The following is a 20,229-nucleotide window of genomic DNA, read 5'->3' as shown; positions in this document are numbered from 1 at the left end:
CGCCCGGCCCCGGGCGGCGGGGGGCGGGCCCCCGCGTTCTCGCGCCCTCCCCCCGCCCCCCCGCGGCCCCCCGCCCCCCCCCCCCCCCCCCCCCCCGCCCCGCCCCGCCCCGCCCCGCCCCCCCCCCCCCCCCGGCCGGTGCCGCGGCTCAGCTGTGCGCGGTCAGCACGCCCGAGGCGAAGGAGGTGTCGCAGACGGGGCGCGCGTACGACTGCGCGCGTGAGGGGCCGTAGATGCGGACGGCCGCCTGGCCGAGGGAGCGGGCGATGGAGGTGCAGTGCCTGGCCAGCGACGGGCGGCCGTTGACGGCCTGCTGGAGGTGGGTGAGGACGGTGCCCGGGTTCTTCTCCTGCAACTCGGCCATCAACTGGTCCCGCAGGACGTCCTGCGGGGTGCGTGGGACGGCCCGCAGGGAGCCGCTCGCGGAGGCGACGTCCGACGCGGTGAGCACCGAGTTGGAGGGGTTCCCCGACCAGTTGACTCGGGTGACCGCGAGGGTCCCGGAGAGCACCAGGACGACGGGCAGGACCAGGGCGAGGGTGCGGCCGATACGCCGGGCGGGGCCCCGGTGACCGCGTCGCGTCTGTTGGGTGGTGGAGTGCTTCACGCGTGTGAGAGTAGCGCCCGGTAATGATTTGGCGACATTTGGTCACCGTTTCGGGGGATGGGGAAGAGGCATTTTCCGGGTGGGGCGTTGACGCACACTGCTCGAAATGCGGGTGTTCGGTGGGGTATTTGACGACAGCGAGAAGGGCCCCGCGGCAACCTGCGGGGCCCTTCTTCGTCAACCTGGGTGAATTGCCGGGGATTGTTCCGGCGGATACCGTCAGTCGGAGAGGCGCTCGCCCGTGGAGGTCGAGAACACGTGGGTCTCGCCCGCCCGCGGCACGACGTGCACCTTCGCGCCCTTCTCCGGGACGGAGCGGCTGCTGACGCGGACGACGAGGTCCTTCCGCTCGCTGCCGACCTCGACGGTGCCGTAGATGTAGCCGTCGGCGCCGGTCTCCTCGACCACGTTCACCGAGACCGCGAGGCCCGCCGGGGCGTCCGCGCTGTCCTTGGCCAGGGACGCGCTGGCGCCGCCGTTGTGCTCGACCACGTCGAAGTGCTCGGGGCGGACGCCGACCGTGACCGTCTTGTCACCCTTGTCGGCAGCGGCCTTCAGCGCCTCGCGGTTGACCGGGACGACGCTGTTGCCGAACTTCACGCCGCCGTCGGTGATCGGCACCTCGACCAGGTTCATGGCGGGGGAGCCGATGAAGCCCGCGACGAACAGGTTGGCCGGGCGGTCGTACATGTTCCGCGGCGAGTCGACCTGCTGGAGCAGACCGTCCTTGAGCACGGCCACCCGGTCGCCCATCGTCATGGCCTCGACCTGGTCGTGGGTGACGTAGACGGTGGTGATGCCGAGACGGCGCTGGAGGGACGCGATCTGCGTACGGGTGGAGACGCGGAGCTTGGCGTCGAGGTTCGACAGCGGCTCGTCCATGAGGAACACCTGGGGCTCACGCACGATGGCGCGGCCCATGGCGACACGCTGGCGCTGACCGCCGGAGAGCGCCTTCGGCTTGCGGTCCAGGTACTCGGTGAGGTCGAGGATCTTCGCGGCCTCCTCGACCTTCTTGCGGATCTCCGCCTTGTTGACGCCGGCGATCTTGAGCGCGAAGCCCATGTTGTCGGCGACCGTCATGTGCGGGTAGAGCGCGTAGTTCTGGAACACCATGGCGATGTCCCGGTCCTTCGGCGGCAGGTGGGTGACGTCGCGGTCACCGATGCGGATGGCGCCGCCGTTGACGTCCTCCAGGCCGGCGAGCATGCGCAGGGAGGTGGACTTGCCGCAGCCGGACGGACCGACCAGAACGAGGAATTCGCCGTCCTCGATCGCGATCTCCAGCGAGTCGACGGCGGGCTTCTCGGAACCCGGGTAGATCCGGGTCGCCTTGTCGAACGTGACAGTGGCCATGGCGCGTAGGCCCCCTTCTACCGGCAGGAACGTGCCGGACGATCCGAGTAGGAAGGTGGATGGTGTAGTCCACCGGAGTGAACTGAGTCAGGACGGTACCTGGCGTTTCCCTGATCTGTCAGCACCTGGGGGAGTGTGAACTTCGCGGAAATTTTCGACAGGGCGCCTCAGGGAGATGGGTACACTGCTGTGGCGCGCACGCGCACGGTAGTGGTGCGCACGCGCACGCCTCCTTAGCTCAGCTGGTCAGAGCGCCGCTCTTGTAAAGCGAAGGTCGTCGGTTCGAATCCGACAGGGGGCTCAAGGAAGCAGCAGGCCAGAGCCTGTCTGAGCAGGGGAAAGCCCTCCGTGAAGATCGCGGAGGGCCTTTCTCGTGCGGGTTGGGAACGCTCTGGGAACCTGCCGCCAGGCGGCCATCTCCCCGGGGTCCTCGGTGGGAACACCGGGCTCCTCGGACCCCTGTGGTCGCAAAGTCAGTGGAGTCTTGTGACCTGGTCAAGGTTGCGACGGCAACTGCCTTGGTCGGTGGCACGGTCGTGAAGGGGCGGTTGTCGCGCAAGGGGGCCCGGAGGGCGGCGATGCGTCGGCGGGCGAGGGCGAGGGCGGCGGGAATGCGCTGGTGTCCTTCAGCGCGGTGTCCGGAGTCCGTGGCCACGGGCACCAGCCCGGCCGCTGAGGCGAGGTGGCCGGCGCGGGGTGGGCGGGCAGGCGGTGTGCTGGGCGTGTGCGGCCCGCAAGGCTGGGTCGGCCACGGCATCGGGGCGGCGGACATCTCGGCGGACCAGTCAGGCAGTGAGTCGGGCGGGGCCGTAGCGGCGGAGAGCGGCAGGGTTCTGGTAGCGGGCGAGCAGGATGAGGGCAGTTTTTGGTCGGCGTGGTCACCCTCTCCCACCTGCATGGAAGAGGTGTTCGGCGCAGGCGGCGTTCGGTTCGCCCTGGTCAGGAGGCATTCGCCGGCCTCACTCCCGAGAGGCGAAACAGTGCTGAATGTCCTTAATCTGCTAGGAGAGCTCTCTCCAGAGGACCCCAAGACACGACGGGGTAATACGCCCGGCTGGGCCGGATGGACCTGCGCCGCTGCACGATCGGCAGGTGGATCCGCAAGGTTGCCCCGGCCGGACAGCCTGCGTCGTCTGCTGCCGCGTCAGGCAAATCGAGGTGGAGAGCATGTCGGATCGGCACCCTGTGGACGGGACCGTTGAGGACCTGGTGGTCAACCCGCTGTTCGTGCGTCCCGGCGAGGCTCGCAGCCGGTCGCGGCTTCAGCTCGGCGAACAGCCGATGCTGCCGGAGACCGCGTACCAACTCGTCCACGACGAGGCGATGCTCGACGGCAACGCGAGGTTGAACCTTGCGACCTTCGTCGGCACCTGGATGGACGACGAGGCCCGGCGTCTGTATGCCGAGACCTTCGACAAGAACATGATCGACAAGGACGAGTACCCGAGTACCGCAGCCATCGAGGAGCGCTGCTGGAAGATCATCGCGGATCTGTGGCACGCGCCGGACCCCGCCGCGAGCATCGGATGCTCCACTGTCGGTTCGTCCGAGGCATGCATGCTCGGCGGGCTCGCGCTCAAGCGGCGCTGGCAGGAATCGCGTCGTGCCCAGGGCAGGTCCGCCGACCGTCCGAACCTCGTGATGAGTTCGGCGGTGCAGGTGGTGTGGGAGAAGTTCTGCAACTACTGGGACGTCGAACCGCGCTTCGTGCCCATCAGCGAGCAGCACAAGACCCTCGACGGGTTCAACCTTCGGGCGTACGTCGACGAGAACACCATCGGCGTGGTCTCCATTCTCGGGGTCACTTACACCGGCATGTACGAGCCCGTCGCGCAGCTCAACGCCGCACTCGACGAGATCCAGCGGGAAACCGGGCTGGACGTCCCCATCCACGTTGACGGTGCCTCAGGGGCGATGGTCGCCCCGTTCCTCCAGCCGGACCTGGCCTGGGACTTCCGGGTGCCGCGGGTCGCTTCTGTCAACACTTCCGGCCACAAGTACGGACTGGTCTACCCCGGCATGGGCTGGGTGGTGTGGCGGAGCCGGGACCTGCTGCCCGACAGCCTGGTTTTCAAGGTCAGCTACCTGGGCGGTGACATGCCGACCTTCGCCCTCAACTTCTCCCGTCCCGGGGCCCAGGTCCTCTTGCAGTACTTCCAATTTCTCCGGCTCGGCCGCGAAGGCTACCGCGGGGTGCAGCAGGCATCACAGGACGTGGCCAAGTTCCTGGCCGAGCGCATCGGTGCGATGGACGCGTTCGAGCTGTGGAACGACGCGTCCGACATCCCTGTGTTCGCCTGGCGGCACGCCTCGGGATACACCAAGAACTGGACGCTGTACGACCTGTCGGACCGGCTGCGTCAGGAGGGCTGGCTGGTGCCTGCCTATCCCATGCCTGACAACCTGGCCGACATGACCGTGCAGCGGATCGTGGTGCGGAACGGGCTGAGCATGGACCTGGCCCGCGCCCTGCTCAAGGATGTCGAGGACAGCGTGCACTACCTCGACCGATTCGACCAGCCGCTGCCGGCCGAGGCGCACTCCGGCTTCCACCACTGACACGTCACATCCGCACTGTCAGGCGGGGGTGGTGGCCCCAGGCGTTCGGCGATGTGGTCGCCGGCGCGCAGTGCGGATCCAGCGATGCGTTCAGTCGGCGATCCGCTGCGGATCGAGCACCACGGGCAGCTCGGCGAGGCCGCGGAACGCCGGGAAGGGCACGGTCAGCCAGCGCGCCTCGTGCGGGGGCACGGCCAGCGTGATCTCCGGATAGCGGCGGAACAGCGTGGTGAGCGCGATGTGCATCTCCAGGCGGGCCAGCGGCGCGCCGACGCAGTAGTGGGGGCCGTGCCCGAATGCCAGGTGGGGCTGGGCCCCGGTACGCGTGACGTCGAGCCGGTCGGGTTCGGCGTACGCCTCGGGGTCGCGGCCCGTGGCCGTGAGGGCGATCTGGACGAGGGCGCCCTTGGGGATCACCACACCGCGCATCGGGATGTCCTCGGTGGCGTGGCGGAAGGTGGAGCTTTCCACCGACCCCTCGTACCGCAGCAGTTCCTCGATGGCCGGCTTCAGGGACTCGGGGCTCGCGAGGGCCGCCTGGCGCTGGTCCGGCTTCGAGAGCAGGTGGTACACGGCGTTGCCGATGAGGTACGCGGTGGTCTTGTGACCCGCGAAGAACAGCACCCACGCCGTCGAGACCAGCTCGTGGTCCGTCAGGGCGCCGTCCTGGTCCTGGGCCGCGATGAGCGCGCTCATCAGGTCGTCGCCGGGCGTGCTGCGCTTGCGCGCCACGAGGTCGACCAGGAGGTCCCGCAGCTTCCCCTCGGCCTCCTCCAGTGCCTTCTTCGCCTCCGGGCCGAATCCGGTCTTCGCCACGGTCACCGCCCACTGGTGGGCGCGCTCGCGCTCGTTCTCCGGCACGCCGAGGAGTTCGCAGATGACCTGGAGCGGCAGCGGGAAGGCGAAGTTCGGGAGCAGGTCGACGGACGCGTCGGTCGGGCAGCGCTCCAGCAGTTCCTCGGTGACCTGCTGGACACGCGGGCGCAGCGACTCCACCCGGCGCGGGGTGAAGGTGCCCTGCACGATCCGCCGGAGCCGGGTGTGCTTGGGCGGGTCGGAGAACAGCATGTTGTCGTCGAGCGCGATGGAGGAGTCGCCGAAGATGCGTTGGTACGCGTCGAGGGCGCCGTACATGTCCTTGCTCAGCCGCGGGTCGGCCAGCGCGGCGCGCGCGTCGTCGTAACGGGTGATCAGATACGTCTCCACGCCGTGCGGTGGCTGAAGCGGGCACACCGGGGCGGTCTTCCGCAACTCCGCGTACACGGGGTGCGGGTTGGCGCGGAAGTCGGGTGTGCACCGGGAGGCGGCGGCAGCGGGGTCCGCGGATCCGGGTTCGGTCTGCAGGGATGTTCGCGTCATGGCCTCGACGGTTCCCGGCGGGCGGTCGCCAGCAAACGTCCTTAGCCCGTCCGGGGCGACGCAGGTACGCGGCGTCGCGAGCCCGTCCGGGGCGGGGCGGGAACGCGGCGTCGCGATCGGAGCAACAGAAGGTGCGGGGCCTGTGGAGCGGGCGAAGAGTTGATGCCGATCGGAGATATCCCGGGGCGCCGCTTTCCACGGTCTCGGGGCGGTCGGCTCCGGACCACAGACGATGACCACAGGCGATGGCGAAAGACGTTAGGGGATCAGCCGATATGAGCGGACGAGCCGTGGAATCCGTACCGGTTCTGGTGGTAGGCGGCTCCTTGGTGGGCCTGTCCACGTCAGTCTTTCTCGGTCGCCTCGGCGTCGAGCACCTTCTCGTCGAGCGTCACGCCGCGACGTCCACCCACCCGCGCGGCCGTGGGAACAACCTGCGCACCATGGAGCTGTTCCGGACCGCGGGCGTCGAGCAGGACATCCGCGCCGCGGCGGGCGCCCTGGCGGGGAACGACGGCGTCCTCCAGGTGAGTACGCTCTCCGGCGGCGAGCGCCGGTGGATCGTCCAGGCGATCGACACGGGTCCGGCCCTGTCGCAGATCACCTCGGCCGGCTGGTGCCTGTGCAGTCAGAACGACCTTGAGCCCGTCCTGCTGAGCCACGCCCGCTCCCTCGGCGGCGACATCCGCTTCCACACCGAGCTGGTCTCCTTCACCCAGGACGCCGAGGGGGTGCACGCGGAGGTACGGGACCGCGACAGCGGCGAGACGCGCATCGTGCACGCCCAGTACCTCGTGGCCGCCGACGGGCCCCGCAGCCCGGTGCGCGAGCGGCTGGGCATCACCCAGACGGGACCGGGCCCGCTGTTCCACAACGTGAGCATCACGTTCCGCAGCAAGAAGCTTCAGGACGTCGTCGGCGACCGGCACTTCGTCGTCTGCTACATCACCGATCCGTCCGGCGAGGGTGCCCTGCTGCCGGTGGACAACCGGGAGCGGTGGGTCTTCCACGCCCCCTGGGCCCCGGACCGGGGCGAGACGCTGGACGACTTCACCGACGCGCGCATCGTCGCCCACATCCGCGCCGCGGCGGGCGTCCCCGACCTCGACGTCGAGGTCACCGGCAAGGCCCCCTGGCACGCGGCGGACCGCGTGGCCGACAGCTACGGCGAGAGCCGGGTCTTCCTGGCCGGTGACTCGGCGCACGAGATGCCCCCCACCGGGGCCTTCGGCTCCAACACCGGCATCCAGGACGCCCACAACCTCGCCTGGAAGCTCGCGGCCGTACTGCACGGCTGGGCCGGACCGGCGCTGCTCGACACGTATCAGACGGAACGCCGGCCGGTCGCGCTCGCGACGACCGCCCGCGCCCTGTTCCAGGCGGGCGAGGAGGAGCACCCCGGCTACACCCCGAAGAAGCGCAAGGACGATCCGGCCGACGCGTTGACGGTGGCCCTGTGCTACCGCTACCCGGCGGGCGCCGTCGTCGGCGCCGACCCGGACGCCGCGATCGTGCCCGCCGAGTTCCAGCTGGGCGGCGCTCCCGGGAGCCGTGCCCCCCACCTGTGGGTGACCACCCGGGACGGCGGGCGGATCTCCACCCTGGACCTCTACGAACGGTCCTTCGTCGTCCTCACCGGCCCGGGAGGCGAGGCATGGCGCACCGCGGCCCGCGGTGTCACCGCGCGCCTGGGCATCCCGGTGGAGGGCTACGTCGTCGGCGCGGAGCACGACCTGGTCCCCCAGGACGGGGCCGACTGGGCGGCGCTGCACGGCACGGCGGAGTCCGGTGCCGTCCTGGTCCGCCCCGACGGCTTCGTGGCCTGGCGGTCGCCCGGTCTCGTGGCGGACCCGGAACGGGCCCTCACGGACGCGCTGATGACGGTGCTCCGCCGCGAGACGGCACCGAACGCCGTGGCCGAGCCGCGCCGGACGGCCGCGGCGCAGGAGCCACTGGCGACGACGTCCGACGGGCGCGTCTGAACGCATCCCCCCTGAACGCTGAACGCCGCTTCTGAACGAAGGAAGAGCCCGCTGTGATATCAACTGCTCCGGCCGTCGACGACGCCCGTACCTCCCGTGTGGACGTCCACCACCACTTCACCGCGCCCGCCTGGCTCGACTGGGCCGAGGCGCAGGGCCTGGTCCGGCGCGACAGGATGCCCTGGTGGACACGCTGGGACCTCGACTCCGCGCTCGCCCTCATGGACCGTACGGGGATCCGCACCACCGTCATGACCGTGGCCATGCTCGGCCGCATCCAGGAGCGCGGCAAGCGCGAGGAGAGCGCACGGGTCGCGCTTCAGGCGGCGGCGGAGGTCGCCGCGAGCCACCCCACCCGCTTCACCTTCTTCACGCCGGTCTTCCTCGACGACCCCGACCTGTCGAGCTGGTCGCTGAAGTACGGCCTCGACGACCTCGGCGCCGTCGGGGTGAGCACCCGCACCAGCGCGGGCGGTGTCTATCTCGGCGACCCCTCCCACGACCGCCTCCTCAGCGAGCTGAACGACCGTTCCGCCGTCATCAGCACGCACCCGATGGACGTACCCGGTGGTGGCGGTGACGGGGCGGGCGTGCCGGGCCTGCCGCCGTTCATGTGCGACTTCCTCATGGACACGACCCGCGCGGCGATCAACCTCATCCTCAACGGCACCCTGGACCGCTACCCCGACCTCACCTTCGTCCTGCCGCACGGCGGTGGTTTCCTCCCCTACATGGCCACCCGCCTGGAACTCCTCAGCGACCACCTCACGCCCGAGATCGAACCGTCCCGGATACGCGACTACCTGCACCGTTTCTACTACGACACGGCGGGCCCCATGTCCCCGTCCTCGACCCCCACCCTCATGGCCACGGTCGACCCCGCCCGGATCCTCTTCGGCACCGACTGGCCGCCGACCGCCGCCCACCTCGTCTCCGACGTCGTGGCACCGGCCCTGGACAGCGACCCGGCCATCGCCGGCCACCAGCTCCGCGGCATCAACCGGGACAACGCGCTGCGCCTGATACCGGCGCTCGCACGGGACTGAGCCGGTCAGGGCTGAGCCGGTCAGGGCTGAGCCGGTCAGGGCTGAGCAGGCCGGGTCCGAGGCGGTCGGGTCCGAGGCGGCGGGGTGCGGGGTGCCGCGGGCTTGCGGGCGTCGTGGCCGGGGTTCAGAGAGTGTCCAGGTCAGAGCCTGTGCGGACGTGAGAAGGGCCCTCCGCGGAGAGCGCGGAGGGCCCTTCTTCGCATGCTCCGGCCGCCGGCCGCCCGAACCGAGTGCGGCTTCAGGTCCCCTGCTCCCCGGTCCTGTCGTCCCTTGAGGAGACGAGTTCCGCCGCCCAGCGTGCCCATTCCTCCTGCATCGCGGTGAAGCGCAGGCCGAATTCGAGGGCGAGCGCGCCGTTGGCGGTGAGGCGGCCCTCCTCGGTCCAGTCCACCGTGTCCCGTACCTTCCGCAGCTCGGCGTGCTGGCCGGCGGCCAGGTCCGCGAGGTGGTTCAGGTACTCCAGGCGCTGTTCGGGTGGGAGTACGTCGATGAAGAAGACCCGCAGCAGTGTGTCGCTGCGCCGGGGCTGCTCGGTGGACGGATCGGCGAGCCAGCGGCGCAGCTCGGTCAGCCCCGTGTCGGTGAGCGCGTAGTCCTTGCGTCCGCGCGGGCCCTGGCCGACGACCTCCAGCAGGCCCTCGTCGGCCAGCCGGGTCAGCTCGCCGTAGACCTGGCTCTGGGTGGCGGGCCAGACATTGGCCAACGACGTGTCGAACAGCTTCAGCAAGTCGTACCCGCTGGCCGTGCGGTCGACCAGGAGTCCGAGCAGAGCGTGCCGGAGGCTCATGACAGGCACCCCACCTTCTTGTTTCGCACAGTTTCACGACGTCAGTGCGGTCATTCTAGCCCCGACATGTCACTCCTGCACCTTCCAGTATTGACAGGTCGATGGAGACCCTTCTAGTTTCGACATGTCGAACCTGAGGCATTCACACGTCAGGCCGCACCGACCGAAGGACCCAGTCATGAGCTTCCGGAGCTACCTGCGCGGATTCATCCCGTGGATCGCCTTTGCCGCCGTCTCCTCGTTCGGCTGGCAGTGGGGCGCGCTGACCGCGCTGATCCTCGGCGTGTACCTGCTGGGCAAGCAGCGCAGGGCGGGCGTGGCCGCGGACGCGCTGGTCCTGGAGACCAGCACCGTCGTCTACTTCGTCCTGCTGACCGCGCTCGCCTTCGCCGTCCCCGGATCGTCGCTGCGGCACTACGCGGGAGTGGCGTCCTTCAGCTGGCTCGCGCTGACCGCCTGGGGCACCCTCGCCGCCCGCCACCCCTTCACCCTCGGCATCGCCAGGCAGGGCACCCCGCGCGAGTTCTGGGACACCCCGCAGTTCCTGCGCGTCAACGTCGTCATCACCACGGTCTGGGCGCTGTGCTTCACCCTCACCGCCATCGCCGTCGCGCTCCTCGTCGTCGCCGGCGGCGGCACCCTGGCGACCACGCTCACCCAGGTCGCCGGATTCGTGGTGGGCGCCGTGTTCACCGCCCGCTACCCCAAGATCATGCAGGCCCGGTACACCGCGCGGGCCGCAGCGGCGGCGCACGCCGCCGAGTGACCCCCTCCGCCACCACCCGAGGATCCGACATGACCGCCACCGCTCCGCACCTGCTGGGCAACTTCGCCCCCGTACCCGACGAGGCCACCGTCACCGAACTGGCCGTCACCGGCACCATCCCGCCGGAGCTGACCGGCTGGTACCTGCGCAACGGCCCCAACCCCCGCGAGGCCGCCTCCGCACACTGGTTCATGGGCGACGGCATGGTGCACGGCGTCCGGCTGGAGGGCGGCCGTGCCACGGCCTACCGCAACCGGTGGGTCCGCACCAGCACCTTCACCCACGGCGCGCGACTGCACGACGAACACGGCAACGTCGACCTCACCGCGGGCAAGGCCAACACCCACGTGGTCCGCCACGCCGGGCGCACCCTGGCCCTGGTCGAGTCGTCCTACCCCTACGAACTGGACTGCCGACCCGGCCACGAGCTGGACACCGTCGGGGCCTACGACTTCCAGGGCCGGCTGCGCACCCCGATGACCGCGCACCCCAAGATCTGCCCCACCACGGGGGAGCTGCACTTCTTCGGGTACGGGGGCCTGAACGCGCCGTACCTGACCTACCACCGCGCGGACGCCGGCGGCGAACTCGTCCTCAGCCGGCCGGTCGACGTCGGCGCGCACACGATGATGCACGACTTCTTCCTGACCAGCGGCCATGTGGTCTTCATGGATCTGCCGATCCTGTTCGACCTGGCCGTGGCGACCAGTGGCCGGCCGGGCATGCCCTACACCTGGACCCCCGACTACGGCGCCCGCCTCGGTGTGCTGCGCCGGGACGATCCGTACGGTGCCGTGCGCTGGTTCGAGATCGACACCTGCTTCGTGTTCCACACGCTCAACGCCCACGAGGAGGCCGACGGGCGACGGCTGGTGCTGTACGTGGTCCGCTACGACTCCCTCGGCGACGGTGTCACGACCACCGGCCCGGGGACGCTGTGGCGCTGGACCGTCGACCTGGACCTCGGGACCGTACGCGAGGAGCAACTGGACGACCGGGCCTGCGAGTTCCCCCGTGTCGACGACCGGCTGGCCGGTCTGCCCGCCAGGCTCGGCCAGGTCAGCACCACCGGCGACCCGCACACCGGCGCCCACGGCGGCGCGATCCACCGCTACGACCTTGAGCGGGGCACCGTCACGAGCCACCGGTTCGACGGCGGCCGGGTTCCCGGCGAAGCGGCGTTCGCCCCCGCCGACGACCGGGCCGGCGGTCCCGGCTGGCTGCTGACCTTCGTCCACGACCCCGCGACCGACCGCAGCGACCTCGTCGTCCTCGACGCCGACGACCTGAGCGGACCCCCCACGGCCACGGTCCACCTGCCCCGCCGGGTACCCGCGGGCTTCCACGGCAACTGGTTGCCCGACGGCCACTGAGCAGGAGGGGGCCACCGAGAGCGGGCCGCTGAGGAGCAGGGGCCGCGGGGCAGGGGGCGAGGGACGGGGAGGCCGCGGCCCGGGGCGGGGGCGGGCCGCGGCCACGACATTACAAATTGCGCCGAATGGATGAGGATATTCGTATATCGGTGTGTCCGCGGTGCTTGTGACCAGGGGAGGAGCAGCGGGTCCTGGGCCGGGACAACGCCTCGGGAACGAGAAGAACCATCCCTCCGGAAAGGCGGACCGCCATGAGTTCGGTCAGGACGACCCACAGATCTCCGGGAGCTGACGTTCTGCGGGACCCGATCCGCAACAGAGGCACGGCGTTCACCGAGCAGCAGCGCACCCAGCTCGGCATCTCCGGTCTGGTGCCGCCGGCGGTGCTGTCGGAGGAACAGCAGGCGATGCGCGCCTACGAACAGTTCAGTTCCCAGCCGACGCCGCTGGCGAAGAACACGTTCCTGGAGTCGCTGCGGGACCGCAACGAGACGCTCTACTACAAGCTGCTCGTCGACCATCTGACCGAGATGCTGCCCATCGTGTACGACCCCGTGGTGGGCCAGGCGATCGAGCGCTACAGCCACGAGTACCAGCGGCCGCGCGGGGTGTACCTCTCGGTGGACGATCCGGACGGGGTGGAGACGGCGTTCGCCAACCTCGGGCTCGGCGCCGACGACGTCGACCTGCTGGTGGCCACCGACGCGGAGCAGATCCTGGGCATCGGCGACTGGGGCAGCAACGGCATGGGGATCTCCCAGGGCAAGCTGGCCGTCTACACCGCCGCCGCCGGCATCGACCCGGGCCGGGTCGTCCCCGTCATGCTCGACGTCGGCACGGACAACGAGGCCCTGCTCACCGACCCGCTCTATGTCGGGCTGCGGCACTCCCGCACCCGCGGCGACGCCTACGACCGGCTCATCGGCACCTACATCGCTACCGCCTCGCGGCTGTTCCCGCGGGCGCTCCTGCACTTCGAGGACTTCGGCCCGTCCAACGCGCGCCGCATCCTGCTGGAGTACGCCGACAAGGCGTGCATCTTCAACGACGACATGCAGGGCACCGGGGCGATCACCCTCGCCGCCGTCCTCGCGGGCGTGCGGGTGGCCGGTACGCCGCTGGCCGAGCAGCGCGTGGTCGTCTTCGGCGCCGGCACCGCCGGGGTCGGCATCGCCGACCAGATCCGCGAGGCGATGGTCCGGGCCGGGGCCCGGCCGGAGGCGGCCGTCCGGCAGGTGTGGCTGGTCGACCAGCAGGGTCTGCTGCTGGACGACATGGCCGAGCTGCGCGACTTCCAGACCGCGTACGCCCGGCCGGCCGTCGAGGCCAAGGACTACAGCCGGGACGGCCGGGGCCGGATCAACCTGGCCACCACGGTGGCCGAGGCGCGGCCGACCATCCTCATCGGGACGTCCACCACCCCCCGTGCCTTCACCGAGCCGATCATCCGGGAGATGGCCTCGCACGTCGACCGGCCGCTGATCTTCCCGCTGTCCAACCCGACCGAGAAGATCGAGGCGCACCCGGCGGACCTCGTGCACTGGACCGACGGCCGGGCGCTGATCGGCACCGGGACCCCGTGGGATCCGGTGCCCTACCAGGGCGTCGACCACCGGATCGGGCAGGCCAACAACGCGCTCGTCTACCCCGGCCTCGGCCTCGGCACCGTGGTCGCGCGGGCCGCGCACGTCACGCCGGGCATGATCCGCGCCGCGGCCGAGGCGGTCGCCGGCCTCGTCGACACCGGCACACCCGGCGCCTCCCTGCTCCCGGAGGTGGCCAACCTGCGGGCCTCCTCGGCCACCGTCGCGGTCGCCGTGGTGCGCCAGGCGCTGGACGAGGGCGTCGCGCGGGCGGACATCGACGACGTCGTCCAGGCGGTGCAGGACGCGATGTGGCGGCCCGACTATCCCGAGGAGGTCGTGTGATGGCGGCGCACCGGACCGCCGTACGGGACGTGCCGATCGGCACGGGCGCCACCGGCACCCGGGTGGAGACCGACTCGATGGGCAAGATCGACGTCCCCGCGGAGCACTACTGGGGCGCGCAGACCCAGCGTTCCCTGATCCACTTCTCCATCGGCGACGACCACATGCCCAAGGCCGTCTACCACGCCTACGGCTACGTCAAGAAGGCGGCGGCCCTGGTCAACCGGCGGGCCGGCCGGCTGGACGAGGAGCGCGCCGCCGCGATCGTCCGGGCCGCGGACGAGGTCATCGCCGGTGAGCTGGACGGCGAGTTCCCGCTGTACGTGTGGCAGACCGGGTCGGGCACCCAGTCGAACATGAACGTCAACGAGGTGATCGGCAACCGCGCCAGCCAGCTGCTCGGCGGCGCCCTGGGCAGCAAACAGCCGGTCCACCCCAACGACCACGTCAACATGGGCCAGTCGTCCAACGACACCTTTCCCACGGCGATGCACATCGCGACCGTCCTCGAGGTGTCCGACCATCTGCTGCGCACCGTCGACCAGCTCACCCAGGCGATCGAGGACAAGGCCGTGACCTGGGTGGACGTGGTCAAGACCGGCCGTACCCACCTCCAGGACGCCACCCCGATCACCGTCGGCGAGGAGTGGTCCGGCTATGTCGCCCAGCTGCGCGACGCGCGCGCCCGGACGGCCGACAGCCTGCCCGCCGTCCACCGGCTCGCGGCGGGCGGCACCGCGGTGGGCACCGGTCTGAACGCCCCCGAGGGGTTCGGTGAGCAGATCGCCGCGCAGATCGCCGAGCTGACCGGGCGGCCGTTCGTGACCGCCCCCAACAAGTACGCGGCCCAGGGTTCGCTGGACGCGATGGTGGCGGTCGGCGCGGGGCTGCGCGGCCTGGCCGTGGCCCTGATGAAGATCGCCAACGACATGCGCTGGCTGGCCTCCGGGCCGCGGGCCGGGCTGCACGAACTCAGGCTGCCCGCGAACGAGCCCGGCTCCTCGATCATGCCCGGGAAGGTCAACCCCACCCAGCAGGAGGCCATGGTCATGGTCTGCCTCCAGGTCATCGGGGAGGACGCGATCGTCGCCGCCGCGGGCGCCCAGGGCAATTTCGAGCTGAACGCCATGCGCCCGATCATCATCAACAACATCCTGCACTCGGCCCGGATCCTCGCCGACGCCTGCGAGAAGCTGCGCCGCTACAGCGTCGAGGGCACCGAACTCGACCGGGCGAGGATCGACGACTACGTGGGCCGGTCGCTGATGCTGGTGACCGCGCTCAGCCCCACCATCGGCTACGACAAGGCGTCCGCGATCGCGCACAAGGCCGACGACGAGGGCACCACCCTGCGCGAGGCGGCCCTCGCCCTGGGGGTCGCCGCCGCCGACTTCGACCGCATCGTCGACCCCGCGACCATGGTCGGCCGCCCCCGGCACGACCTGGGCCTGGATCGCCCCGGCGCGGACCACACCTGACGTGTCCGCGCCGGGGCTCGGGGCCGGGCACGACCTGTGCGTACGCCCCCGCCCGGGGCCGGAGCCCGGGGGCCGGCGCGGCGTGACCCCGGCCGACCGGTGACCTCAGCCGACCGGTGATCCCGGCCGCCCCTGAACGGCGAAGGCCACCCGTGTCTCCCGGCGCGGGTGGCCCTCTCGGTGCGGGGGCGGCTCAGTCCCTGCGCAGGATCTCCGTCAGGGCCGCGCGCAGTTCCGTCTCCGGATCCGGTGCGGCACCGGTGGAGCGCCAGGCGACGAATCCGTCCGGGCGGACCAGGACGGCGCCGTCGGCCGTCGTGCCGTGCAGCCGCGTCCAGTCGACCGGTCCGGCGGCGCTCTCCGTGTCGTAGGTCAGGTCCGCGTCGGCGCCCGGCCCGATCCGGTAGGCGTCGAGCCGTACGCCGTCCCGCTCGGCGATGCGGCGGGCCGCCGCGTGCCAGCCCGCGTCGTCCGGGGCGTCGGTGAGCAGGACCATGGAGCGTTCGTACAGGTCGATGGTGGAGATCCGCTCGCCGTCCCGGCGCAGCCACAGGTGCGGGGCGCGGCTGCCGGGCTGTCCGGCCAGGCGCAGCTCCTCGGGGACGACCGGCTGCTCGGGGTCGGCGCCGGCGACGGCGCCCTGCGGGTAGCGGTAGCCGAGGACGACGTTGAGGATGCCGCCGCGCCGGCCGCCGCCGACGCCGGGGGGCGGCGCGAAGCCGGGGTGGCTGTGCTCGACCGAGCGGGCGGAGGCACGGGCGCTGGTCGCCAGGGCCACCGGGTGGCGCTCGGTGCCGTACGTCTCCAACAGGCCGTCTCCCGCCCAGCCGGCCAGCACCGCGGCCAGCTTCCAGGCCAGGTTGTGGGCGTCCTGGATACCGGTGTTGCAGCCGAACGCCCCGGTGGGCGACATCTCGTGGGCGGAGTCGCCGGCGAGGAACACCCGGCCGGACACGAACTCGTCGGCGACCCGTTCGGCGGCGCGCCACGGCGCTGTTCCGGTGATTTCCACATCGAGGTCGGGGACGCCGACGGCCCGCCGGATGTGCCGGAGGAGGCGTTCCTCGGTGAACTCCTCCAGCGTCTCGCCCCGCTCCGGATGCCACGGTGCGTGGAAGACCCAGCGTTCCCGGTTGTCGATCGGCAGCAGCGCGCCGTCGGCCTCCGGGTCGGTGAGGTAGCAGCAGATGAAGTGCCGGTCGCCGACCACGTCGGCGAGCAGTTTGGAGCGGAAGGTGACGCTGACGTTGGCGAACAGGTCGCCGGGGCCCGACTGTCCGATGCCGAGCCGGTGGCGCACCGGGCTGCGCGGGCCGTCCGCCGCGACCAGGTAGTCGGCCCGGACGGTGTACCGCTCGTCGGTGGAGCGGTCCTTGACGGTGACCGTCACCCCTTCGGCGTCCTGCTCGAAGGACTCCATCTGGTGGGAGTAGCGCAGGTCGCCGCCGAGTGCGCGGGCGTTCTCCAGGAGTACCGGTTCGAGGTCGTTCTGGCTGCACAGGCACCACGCGGTGGGGCTGAGCCGGGCGAGTCCGCCGCCCGGGTCGATCTGTTTGAACAGCCATTCGCCGGCGTCGCCGACCAGCGTCGGGGTTTGCAGGATGCCGTGGTTGCCGGCGAGCGGCGAGGCCGCGGCCTTGATGCCCGGCGCGATGCCGGCCACCCGGAACAGCTCCATCGTCCGTACGTTGTTGCCCCGTCCGCGTGGATGGATCGAGGTTCCGGAGTGCCGCTCGACCAGCATGTGCCGCACACCGAGACGGCCCAGGAACAGGGACATGGACAGACCCACCAGAGAGCCGCCCACGATGAGGACGGGAATCCGGTGGTCGGCTTTTTGATGCATCGAAGCCTCCGTAGGCAGAGGTGCGCCGAGGGGCGCCTGTGATTTTCCATGCCCTTTGCGGGCGGCTCGGTGTGCCTCGGCGGTCTCAATCACCCGCGTGGTTCACAGCCCTGGGCGGGCCGCTCGGAGTGTCTTCACGGTGCCCATCACCCGCGTGGTTCATACGAGTCGCGCACTCCTGGGGACCGGCACAGGATCAAGGAACGCTGACGTCGCGTCACCCGCGGCCGGCGCCCGAGTCTGCCCCGTAAGGAGATGTACGCAGGATGACCACTACCTCTGAACGTGTTTCAGAAGCGCTGACCCGACAGGTGTCGAAAGTCTCCCAGTCCGTGTTCGACGGCTCGCGGCTGCGGGTCGTCCTGCTGGTCGACGTGTACGACGGAGCCCAGCAGCAGTTCCTGAAGGCGTACGAGCACCTGTGCAACCAGGTTGCGTCCGTGCCCGGCCACGTCAGCGACCAACTCTGCCAGTCCATCGAGAATCCCTCCCAATGGCTCATCACGAGCGAGTGGGAGAGCGCCCCGCCCTTCCTCGCCTGGGTGAACAGCGAGGAGCACGTGCAGATGGTGAAGCCGCTGCACGGCTGTGTCCGGGACACCCGGTCGCTGCGCTTCCACGTCGTGCGGGAGACCGGTGTGGGCGTCGAGCGGTCGCCGCAGCGCCGGCTCCAGACCTCGCCGCGGATCGGTGACGGGCTGATCCGGCACGCGCTGACCTTCACGGTCCGGCCGGGCAGCGAGGAGAAGGTCCAGAAGCTGCTCGCGGAGTACGCCGCGCCCGAGGCGAAGGTCGACGAGTCCACGCGGCTGTGCCGGACCTCGCTGTTCATGCACGGCAACCGGGTGGTGCGGGCCATCGAGGTGCGCGGCGACCTGCTCGCGGCACTGCGGCACGTCGCCCGGCAGCCCGAGGTGCGCGCGGTCGAGGAGGCCATCAACCCCTATCTGGAGCAGGACCGGGACCTGAACGACCAGGAGTCGGCGCGGATCTTCTTCACCAGGGCGGCGCTGCCGGCCGTGCACCACGTGACGGCGGACGGCCTGGCCTGGGGCGAGCGGTGCGCGATGTACTACCCGTCGGTGCCCGGCCGCGGGATGCGGCTGGCCGAGCTGCTCGCCCAGTACGACGAGATGGTCGCCGGGGACCCGACCAGCCCGGTGCTGCGCAGCACGATCTTCCACCGCGACGACATCGTGGTGCGGCTGCTCGACCTGCGCGAGGAGACCGGTACCCAGCCCGTGGTACCTCCGTCGCCGCACGCGGCCGAGCTGAAGTCGCTCCTCGACGGCGAGGCCGTCCGCATGGCCCTGGTCACCGACCGCCGTTCGCCCGGCGCCTGACCCGGCGGCCCGGTCCGGTGGACACGCCCCTCATCCCACCGCAGCACATCAACGGAGGAACGTCGTGATCAAACCCCGTCCGAGAATCGTGGACCTCAGCGAGGTCGAGCCCAACGTCCGGCGCGGCGGTGATCTGCGCGCCATGCTCACCCCGGCCACGGTGGGTTCCACCAGCGGTTTCATGGGCGTGGCCATTGTGCAGCCCGGCGACCGCATCGGTGAGCACTACCACCCGTACTCCGAGGAGTTCGTCTACGCCCTGTGCGGTGAGCTGGAGGTGGACCTGGACGGCGAGGCGCACCAGTTGCGGCCGGAGCAGGGGCTGATGATCCCCGCCTACATGCGCCACCGCTTCCGCAACGTCGGCAACGTGGAGGCCCGGATCGTCTTCCACCTCGGTCCGCTCGCGCCGCGTCCGCAGCTGGGCCACGTCGACACGGAGGAGACCGAGGTGATCGGTGCCGCGGCCGTCACCACCGAGGCGGCTGTGGCGGACGCCGCCGACGCGGCCGATCCACGGAAGGTTCCCTCATGACCCGGCGGGTGGCGGTCACCGGCATAGGCATCGTCGCCCCGGGCGGCATCGGCACCCGGGCGTTCTGGGACCTGCTCGCGGCCGGCCGCACGGCGACGCGCGGCATCACGTTCTTCGACCCGTCCGGGCTCAGGTCCCGGATCGCCGCGGAGTGCGACTTCGATCCGGCGGCGTACGGGCTGGACGCGGAACAGGCCGAGCGGGCGGACCGGTACATCCAGTTCGCGCTGGTCGCCGGTGACGAGGCGGTCCGGGACTCCGGTCTCGACCTGGCCAGGGAGAACCCCTGGCGGGTCGGCGTCTCGCTGGGCACCGCGGTGGGCGGCACCACCCGCCTGGAACACGACTACGTCCTGGTCAGCCACGGAGGGCAGCACTGGGACGTGGACCACCGCGAGGCGCAGCCACAGCTGCACCGGGCGTTCTCGCCGAGCACGCTGGCCTCCGCGGTGGCGGAGCGATTCGGCGCCCAGGGTCCGGTGCAGACCGTCTCGACCGGCTGCACCTCCGGACTCGACGCGGTGGGGTACGCCTTCCACACCGTCGAGGAAGGCCGGGCCGACGTCTGCATAGCCGGTGCGTCGGACTCGCCGATCTCACCGATCACCATGGCGTGCTTCGACGCGATCAAGGCCACGTCCCCCAACAACGACGACCCGGCCCACGCCTCCAGGCCCTTCGACAACAACCGTGACGGCTTCGTCATGGGCGAGGGCGGCGCGGTGCTCGTCCTGGAGGAACTGGAACACGCGCGAGCCCGGGGCGCCCATGTCTACTGCGAACTGAGCGGCTACGCCACCTACGGCAACGCCTACCACATGACCGGACTGACCAGCGAGGGCCTGGAGATGGCCCGCGCCATCGAGGACGCCCTCGACCACGCCCGGCTGGACCCCACGGCCATCGACTACGTCAACGCCCACGGCTCCGGCACCCGGCAGAACGACCGGCACGAGACGGCCGCCGTGAAGCGGGCCCTGGGGCAGCACGCTTACCGGACGCCCATGAGTTCCATCAAGTCCATGGTGGGGCACTCCCTCGGCGCGATCGGCGCGATCGAGGTCGTGGCCTGCGTGCTGGCCCTGGCGAACCAGGTCGTCCCGCCGACCGCCAACTACGAGACCCCGGACCCCGAGTGCGACCTGGACTACGTCCCCCGTGTCGCCCGCGAGCGCACGCTGCGCAGCGTGCTCTCCGTGGGCAGCGGGTTCGGCGGCTTCCAGTCCGCGGTGATCCTGACCCGGCCCAGGGAGTAAGGGAGAGC

At 70.9% G+C, this 20,229-nt stretch carries 14 protein-coding genes, 1 tRNA gene and 1 pseudogene; 11 read left to right on the top strand and 5 right to left on the bottom strand.

What is annotated here, in order from left to right:
- Positions 1-148: 148 nt before the first annotated feature.
- A complete protein-coding gene (locus ACFY2B_RS13025; protein ID WP_390763191.1) occupies positions 149-607 on the bottom strand; it encodes a hypothetical protein in 459 nt (152 codons plus the stop codon).
- A gap of 219 nt (positions 608-826) precedes the next feature.
- Positions 827-1,963, bottom strand: a complete 1,137-nt coding sequence (locus tag ACFY2B_RS13020; protein WP_390763190.1) for an ABC transporter ATP-binding protein — start codon at positions 1,961-1,963, stop codon at positions 827-829.
- Positions 1,964-2,190: 227 nt separating this feature from the next.
- On the opposite strand from ACFY2B_RS13020, the gene ACFY2B_RS13015 reads away from it, so the two are divergent.
- Both ACFY2B_RS13015 and ACFY2B_RS13010 read left to right on the top strand, forming a co-directional pair.
- Positions 2,191-2,264 (top strand) — tRNA-Thr (locus tag ACFY2B_RS13015).
- A gap of 866 nt (positions 2,265-3,130) precedes the next feature.
- Complete coding sequence (locus ACFY2B_RS13010; RefSeq protein WP_390763189.1) at positions 3,131-4,522, top strand: glutamate decarboxylase; 1,392 nt, start codon at positions 3,131-3,133, stop codon at positions 4,520-4,522.
- A gap of 90 nt (positions 4,523-4,612) precedes the next feature.
- Here the strand turns inward: ACFY2B_RS13010 and ACFY2B_RS13005 are convergent, their stop codons facing one another.
- Positions 4,613-5,881, bottom strand: a complete 1,269-nt coding sequence (locus ACFY2B_RS13005; protein ID WP_390763188.1) for a cytochrome P450 — start codon at positions 5,879-5,881, stop codon at positions 4,613-4,615.
- A 275-nt stretch (positions 5,882-6,156) separates the two neighbouring features.
- Here ACFY2B_RS13005 and ACFY2B_RS13000 point away from each other — a divergent pair.
- Positions 6,157-7,776 (top strand): annotated as a pseudogene (locus ACFY2B_RS13000) (FAD-dependent oxidoreductase); the annotation flags it as partial.
- A gap of 140 nt (positions 7,777-7,916) precedes the next feature.
- The gene (locus ACFY2B_RS12995) at positions 7,917-8,909 is read left to right on the top strand and encodes an amidohydrolase family protein (protein WP_390763187.1); all 993 of its coding nucleotides are present in this window, start codon (positions 7,917-7,919) and stop codon (positions 8,907-8,909) included.
- Positions 8,910-9,147: 238 nt separating this feature from the next.
- Here ACFY2B_RS12995 and ACFY2B_RS12990 read toward each other — a convergent pair whose 3' ends face one another.
- On the bottom strand, positions 9,148-9,696 hold the full coding sequence (locus ACFY2B_RS12990; protein ID WP_390763186.1) for a PadR family transcriptional regulator: 549 nt from the start codon (positions 9,694-9,696) through the stop codon (positions 9,148-9,150).
- Positions 9,697-9,874: 178 nt separating this feature from the next.
- Between ACFY2B_RS12990 and ACFY2B_RS12985 the strand changes: the two genes are divergently transcribed.
- The 4 genes from ACFY2B_RS12985 to fumC all read left to right on the top strand — a co-directional run bounded on the left by ACFY2B_RS12985 (position 9,875) and on the right by fumC (position 15,241).
- Entirely contained in the window at positions 9,875-10,462 is a 588-nt protein-coding gene (locus ACFY2B_RS12985) for a hypothetical protein (protein ID WP_390763185.1), read from the top strand.
- Positions 10,463-10,491: 29 nt separating this feature from the next.
- Entirely contained in the window at positions 10,492-11,835 is a 1,344-nt protein-coding gene (locus ACFY2B_RS12980) for a carotenoid oxygenase family protein (protein ID WP_390763184.1), read from the top strand.
- A 251-nt stretch (positions 11,836-12,086) separates the two neighbouring features.
- On the top strand, positions 12,087-13,763 hold the full coding sequence (locus tag ACFY2B_RS12975) for an NAD-dependent malic enzyme (RefSeq protein WP_390763183.1): 1,677 nt from the start codon (positions 12,087-12,089) through the stop codon (positions 13,761-13,763).
- Entirely contained in the window at positions 13,763-15,241 is a 1,479-nt protein-coding gene (gene fumC, locus ACFY2B_RS12970) for a class II fumarate hydratase (protein WP_390763182.1), read from the top strand. Before ACFY2B_RS12975 ends, fumC begins: the two co-directional genes overlap by 1 nt.
- A gap of 193 nt (positions 15,242-15,434) precedes the next feature.
- Here fumC and ACFY2B_RS12965 read toward each other — a convergent pair whose 3' ends face one another.
- Positions 15,435-17,087 (bottom strand): FAD-dependent oxidoreductase, encoded by a 1,653-nt coding sequence (locus tag ACFY2B_RS12965; protein WP_390763181.1) that lies wholly within the window; start codon positions 17,085-17,087, stop codon positions 15,435-15,437.
- A gap of 266 nt (positions 17,088-17,353) precedes the next feature.
- Here ACFY2B_RS12965 and ACFY2B_RS12960 point away from each other — a divergent pair, with 266 nt between their 5' ends.
- The 3 genes from ACFY2B_RS12960 (at position 17,354) to ACFY2B_RS12950 (ending at position 20,221) form a co-directional block, all read left to right on the top strand.
- Entirely contained in the window at positions 17,354-18,430 is a 1,077-nt protein-coding gene (locus ACFY2B_RS12960) for a SchA/CurD-like domain-containing protein (protein ID WP_390763180.1), read from the top strand.
- 64 nt (positions 18,431-18,494) lie between these two features.
- Positions 18,495-18,965: a cupin domain-containing protein gene (locus ACFY2B_RS12955; RefSeq protein ID WP_390763179.1), complete on the top strand. Its 471-nt coding sequence runs from the start codon at positions 18,495-18,497 to the stop codon at positions 18,963-18,965.
- A complete protein-coding gene (locus ACFY2B_RS12950; RefSeq protein WP_390763178.1) occupies positions 18,962-20,221 on the top strand; it encodes a beta-ketoacyl-[acyl-carrier-protein] synthase family protein in 1,260 nt (419 codons plus the stop codon). Before ACFY2B_RS12955 ends, ACFY2B_RS12950 begins: the two co-directional genes overlap by 4 nt.
- Positions 20,222-20,229: the final 8 nt, after the last annotated feature.

It is taken from the genome of Streptomyces sp. NPDC001270 (assembly GCF_042896695.1).
GTDB lineage: Bacteria > Actinomycetota > Actinomycetes > Streptomycetales > Streptomycetaceae > Streptomyces.
The sequence above is the reverse complement of the archived record's forward strand: the minus strand, read 5'-3'. Positions and strand labels throughout refer to the sequence as shown.

Excerpts from the sequence above, each read along its gene's own strand:
- ACFY2B_RS13020 (WP_390763190.1), bottom strand. The coding sequence starts at position 1,963 with ATGGCCACTGTCACGTTCGACAAGGCGACCCGGATCTACCCGGGTTCC.
- ACFY2B_RS13010 (WP_390763189.1), top strand. The coding sequence starts at position 3,131 with ATGTCGGATCGGCACCCTGTGGACGGGACCGTTGAGGACCTGGTGGTC.
- ACFY2B_RS13005 (WP_390763188.1), bottom strand. The coding sequence starts at position 5,881 with ATGACGCGAACATCCCTGCAGACCGAACCCGGATCCGCGGACCCCGCT.
- ACFY2B_RS12990 (WP_390763186.1), bottom strand. The coding sequence starts at position 9,696 with ATGAGCCTCCGGCACGCTCTGCTCGGACTCCTGGTCGACCGCACGGCC.
- ACFY2B_RS12985 (WP_390763185.1), top strand. The coding sequence starts at position 9,875 with ATGAGCTTCCGGAGCTACCTGCGCGGATTCATCCCGTGGATCGCCTTT.
- ACFY2B_RS12980 (WP_390763184.1), top strand. The coding sequence starts at position 10,492 with ATGACCGCCACCGCTCCGCACCTGCTGGGCAACTTCGCCCCCGTACCC.
- ACFY2B_RS12975 (WP_390763183.1), top strand. The coding sequence starts at position 12,087 with ATGAGTTCGGTCAGGACGACCCACAGATCTCCGGGAGCTGACGTTCTG.
- fumC (WP_390763182.1), top strand. The coding sequence starts at position 13,763 with ATGGCGGCGCACCGGACCGCCGTACGGGACGTGCCGATCGGCACGGGC.
- ACFY2B_RS12965 (WP_390763181.1), bottom strand. The coding sequence starts at position 17,087 with ATGCATCAAAAAGCCGACCACCGGATTCCCGTCCTCATCGTGGGCGGC.
- ACFY2B_RS12960 (WP_390763180.1), top strand. The coding sequence starts at position 17,354 with ATGACCACTACCTCTGAACGTGTTTCAGAAGCGCTGACCCGACAGGTG.
- ACFY2B_RS12950 (WP_390763178.1), top strand. The coding sequence starts at position 18,962 with ATGACCCGGCGGGTGGCGGTCACCGGCATAGGCATCGTCGCCCCGGGC.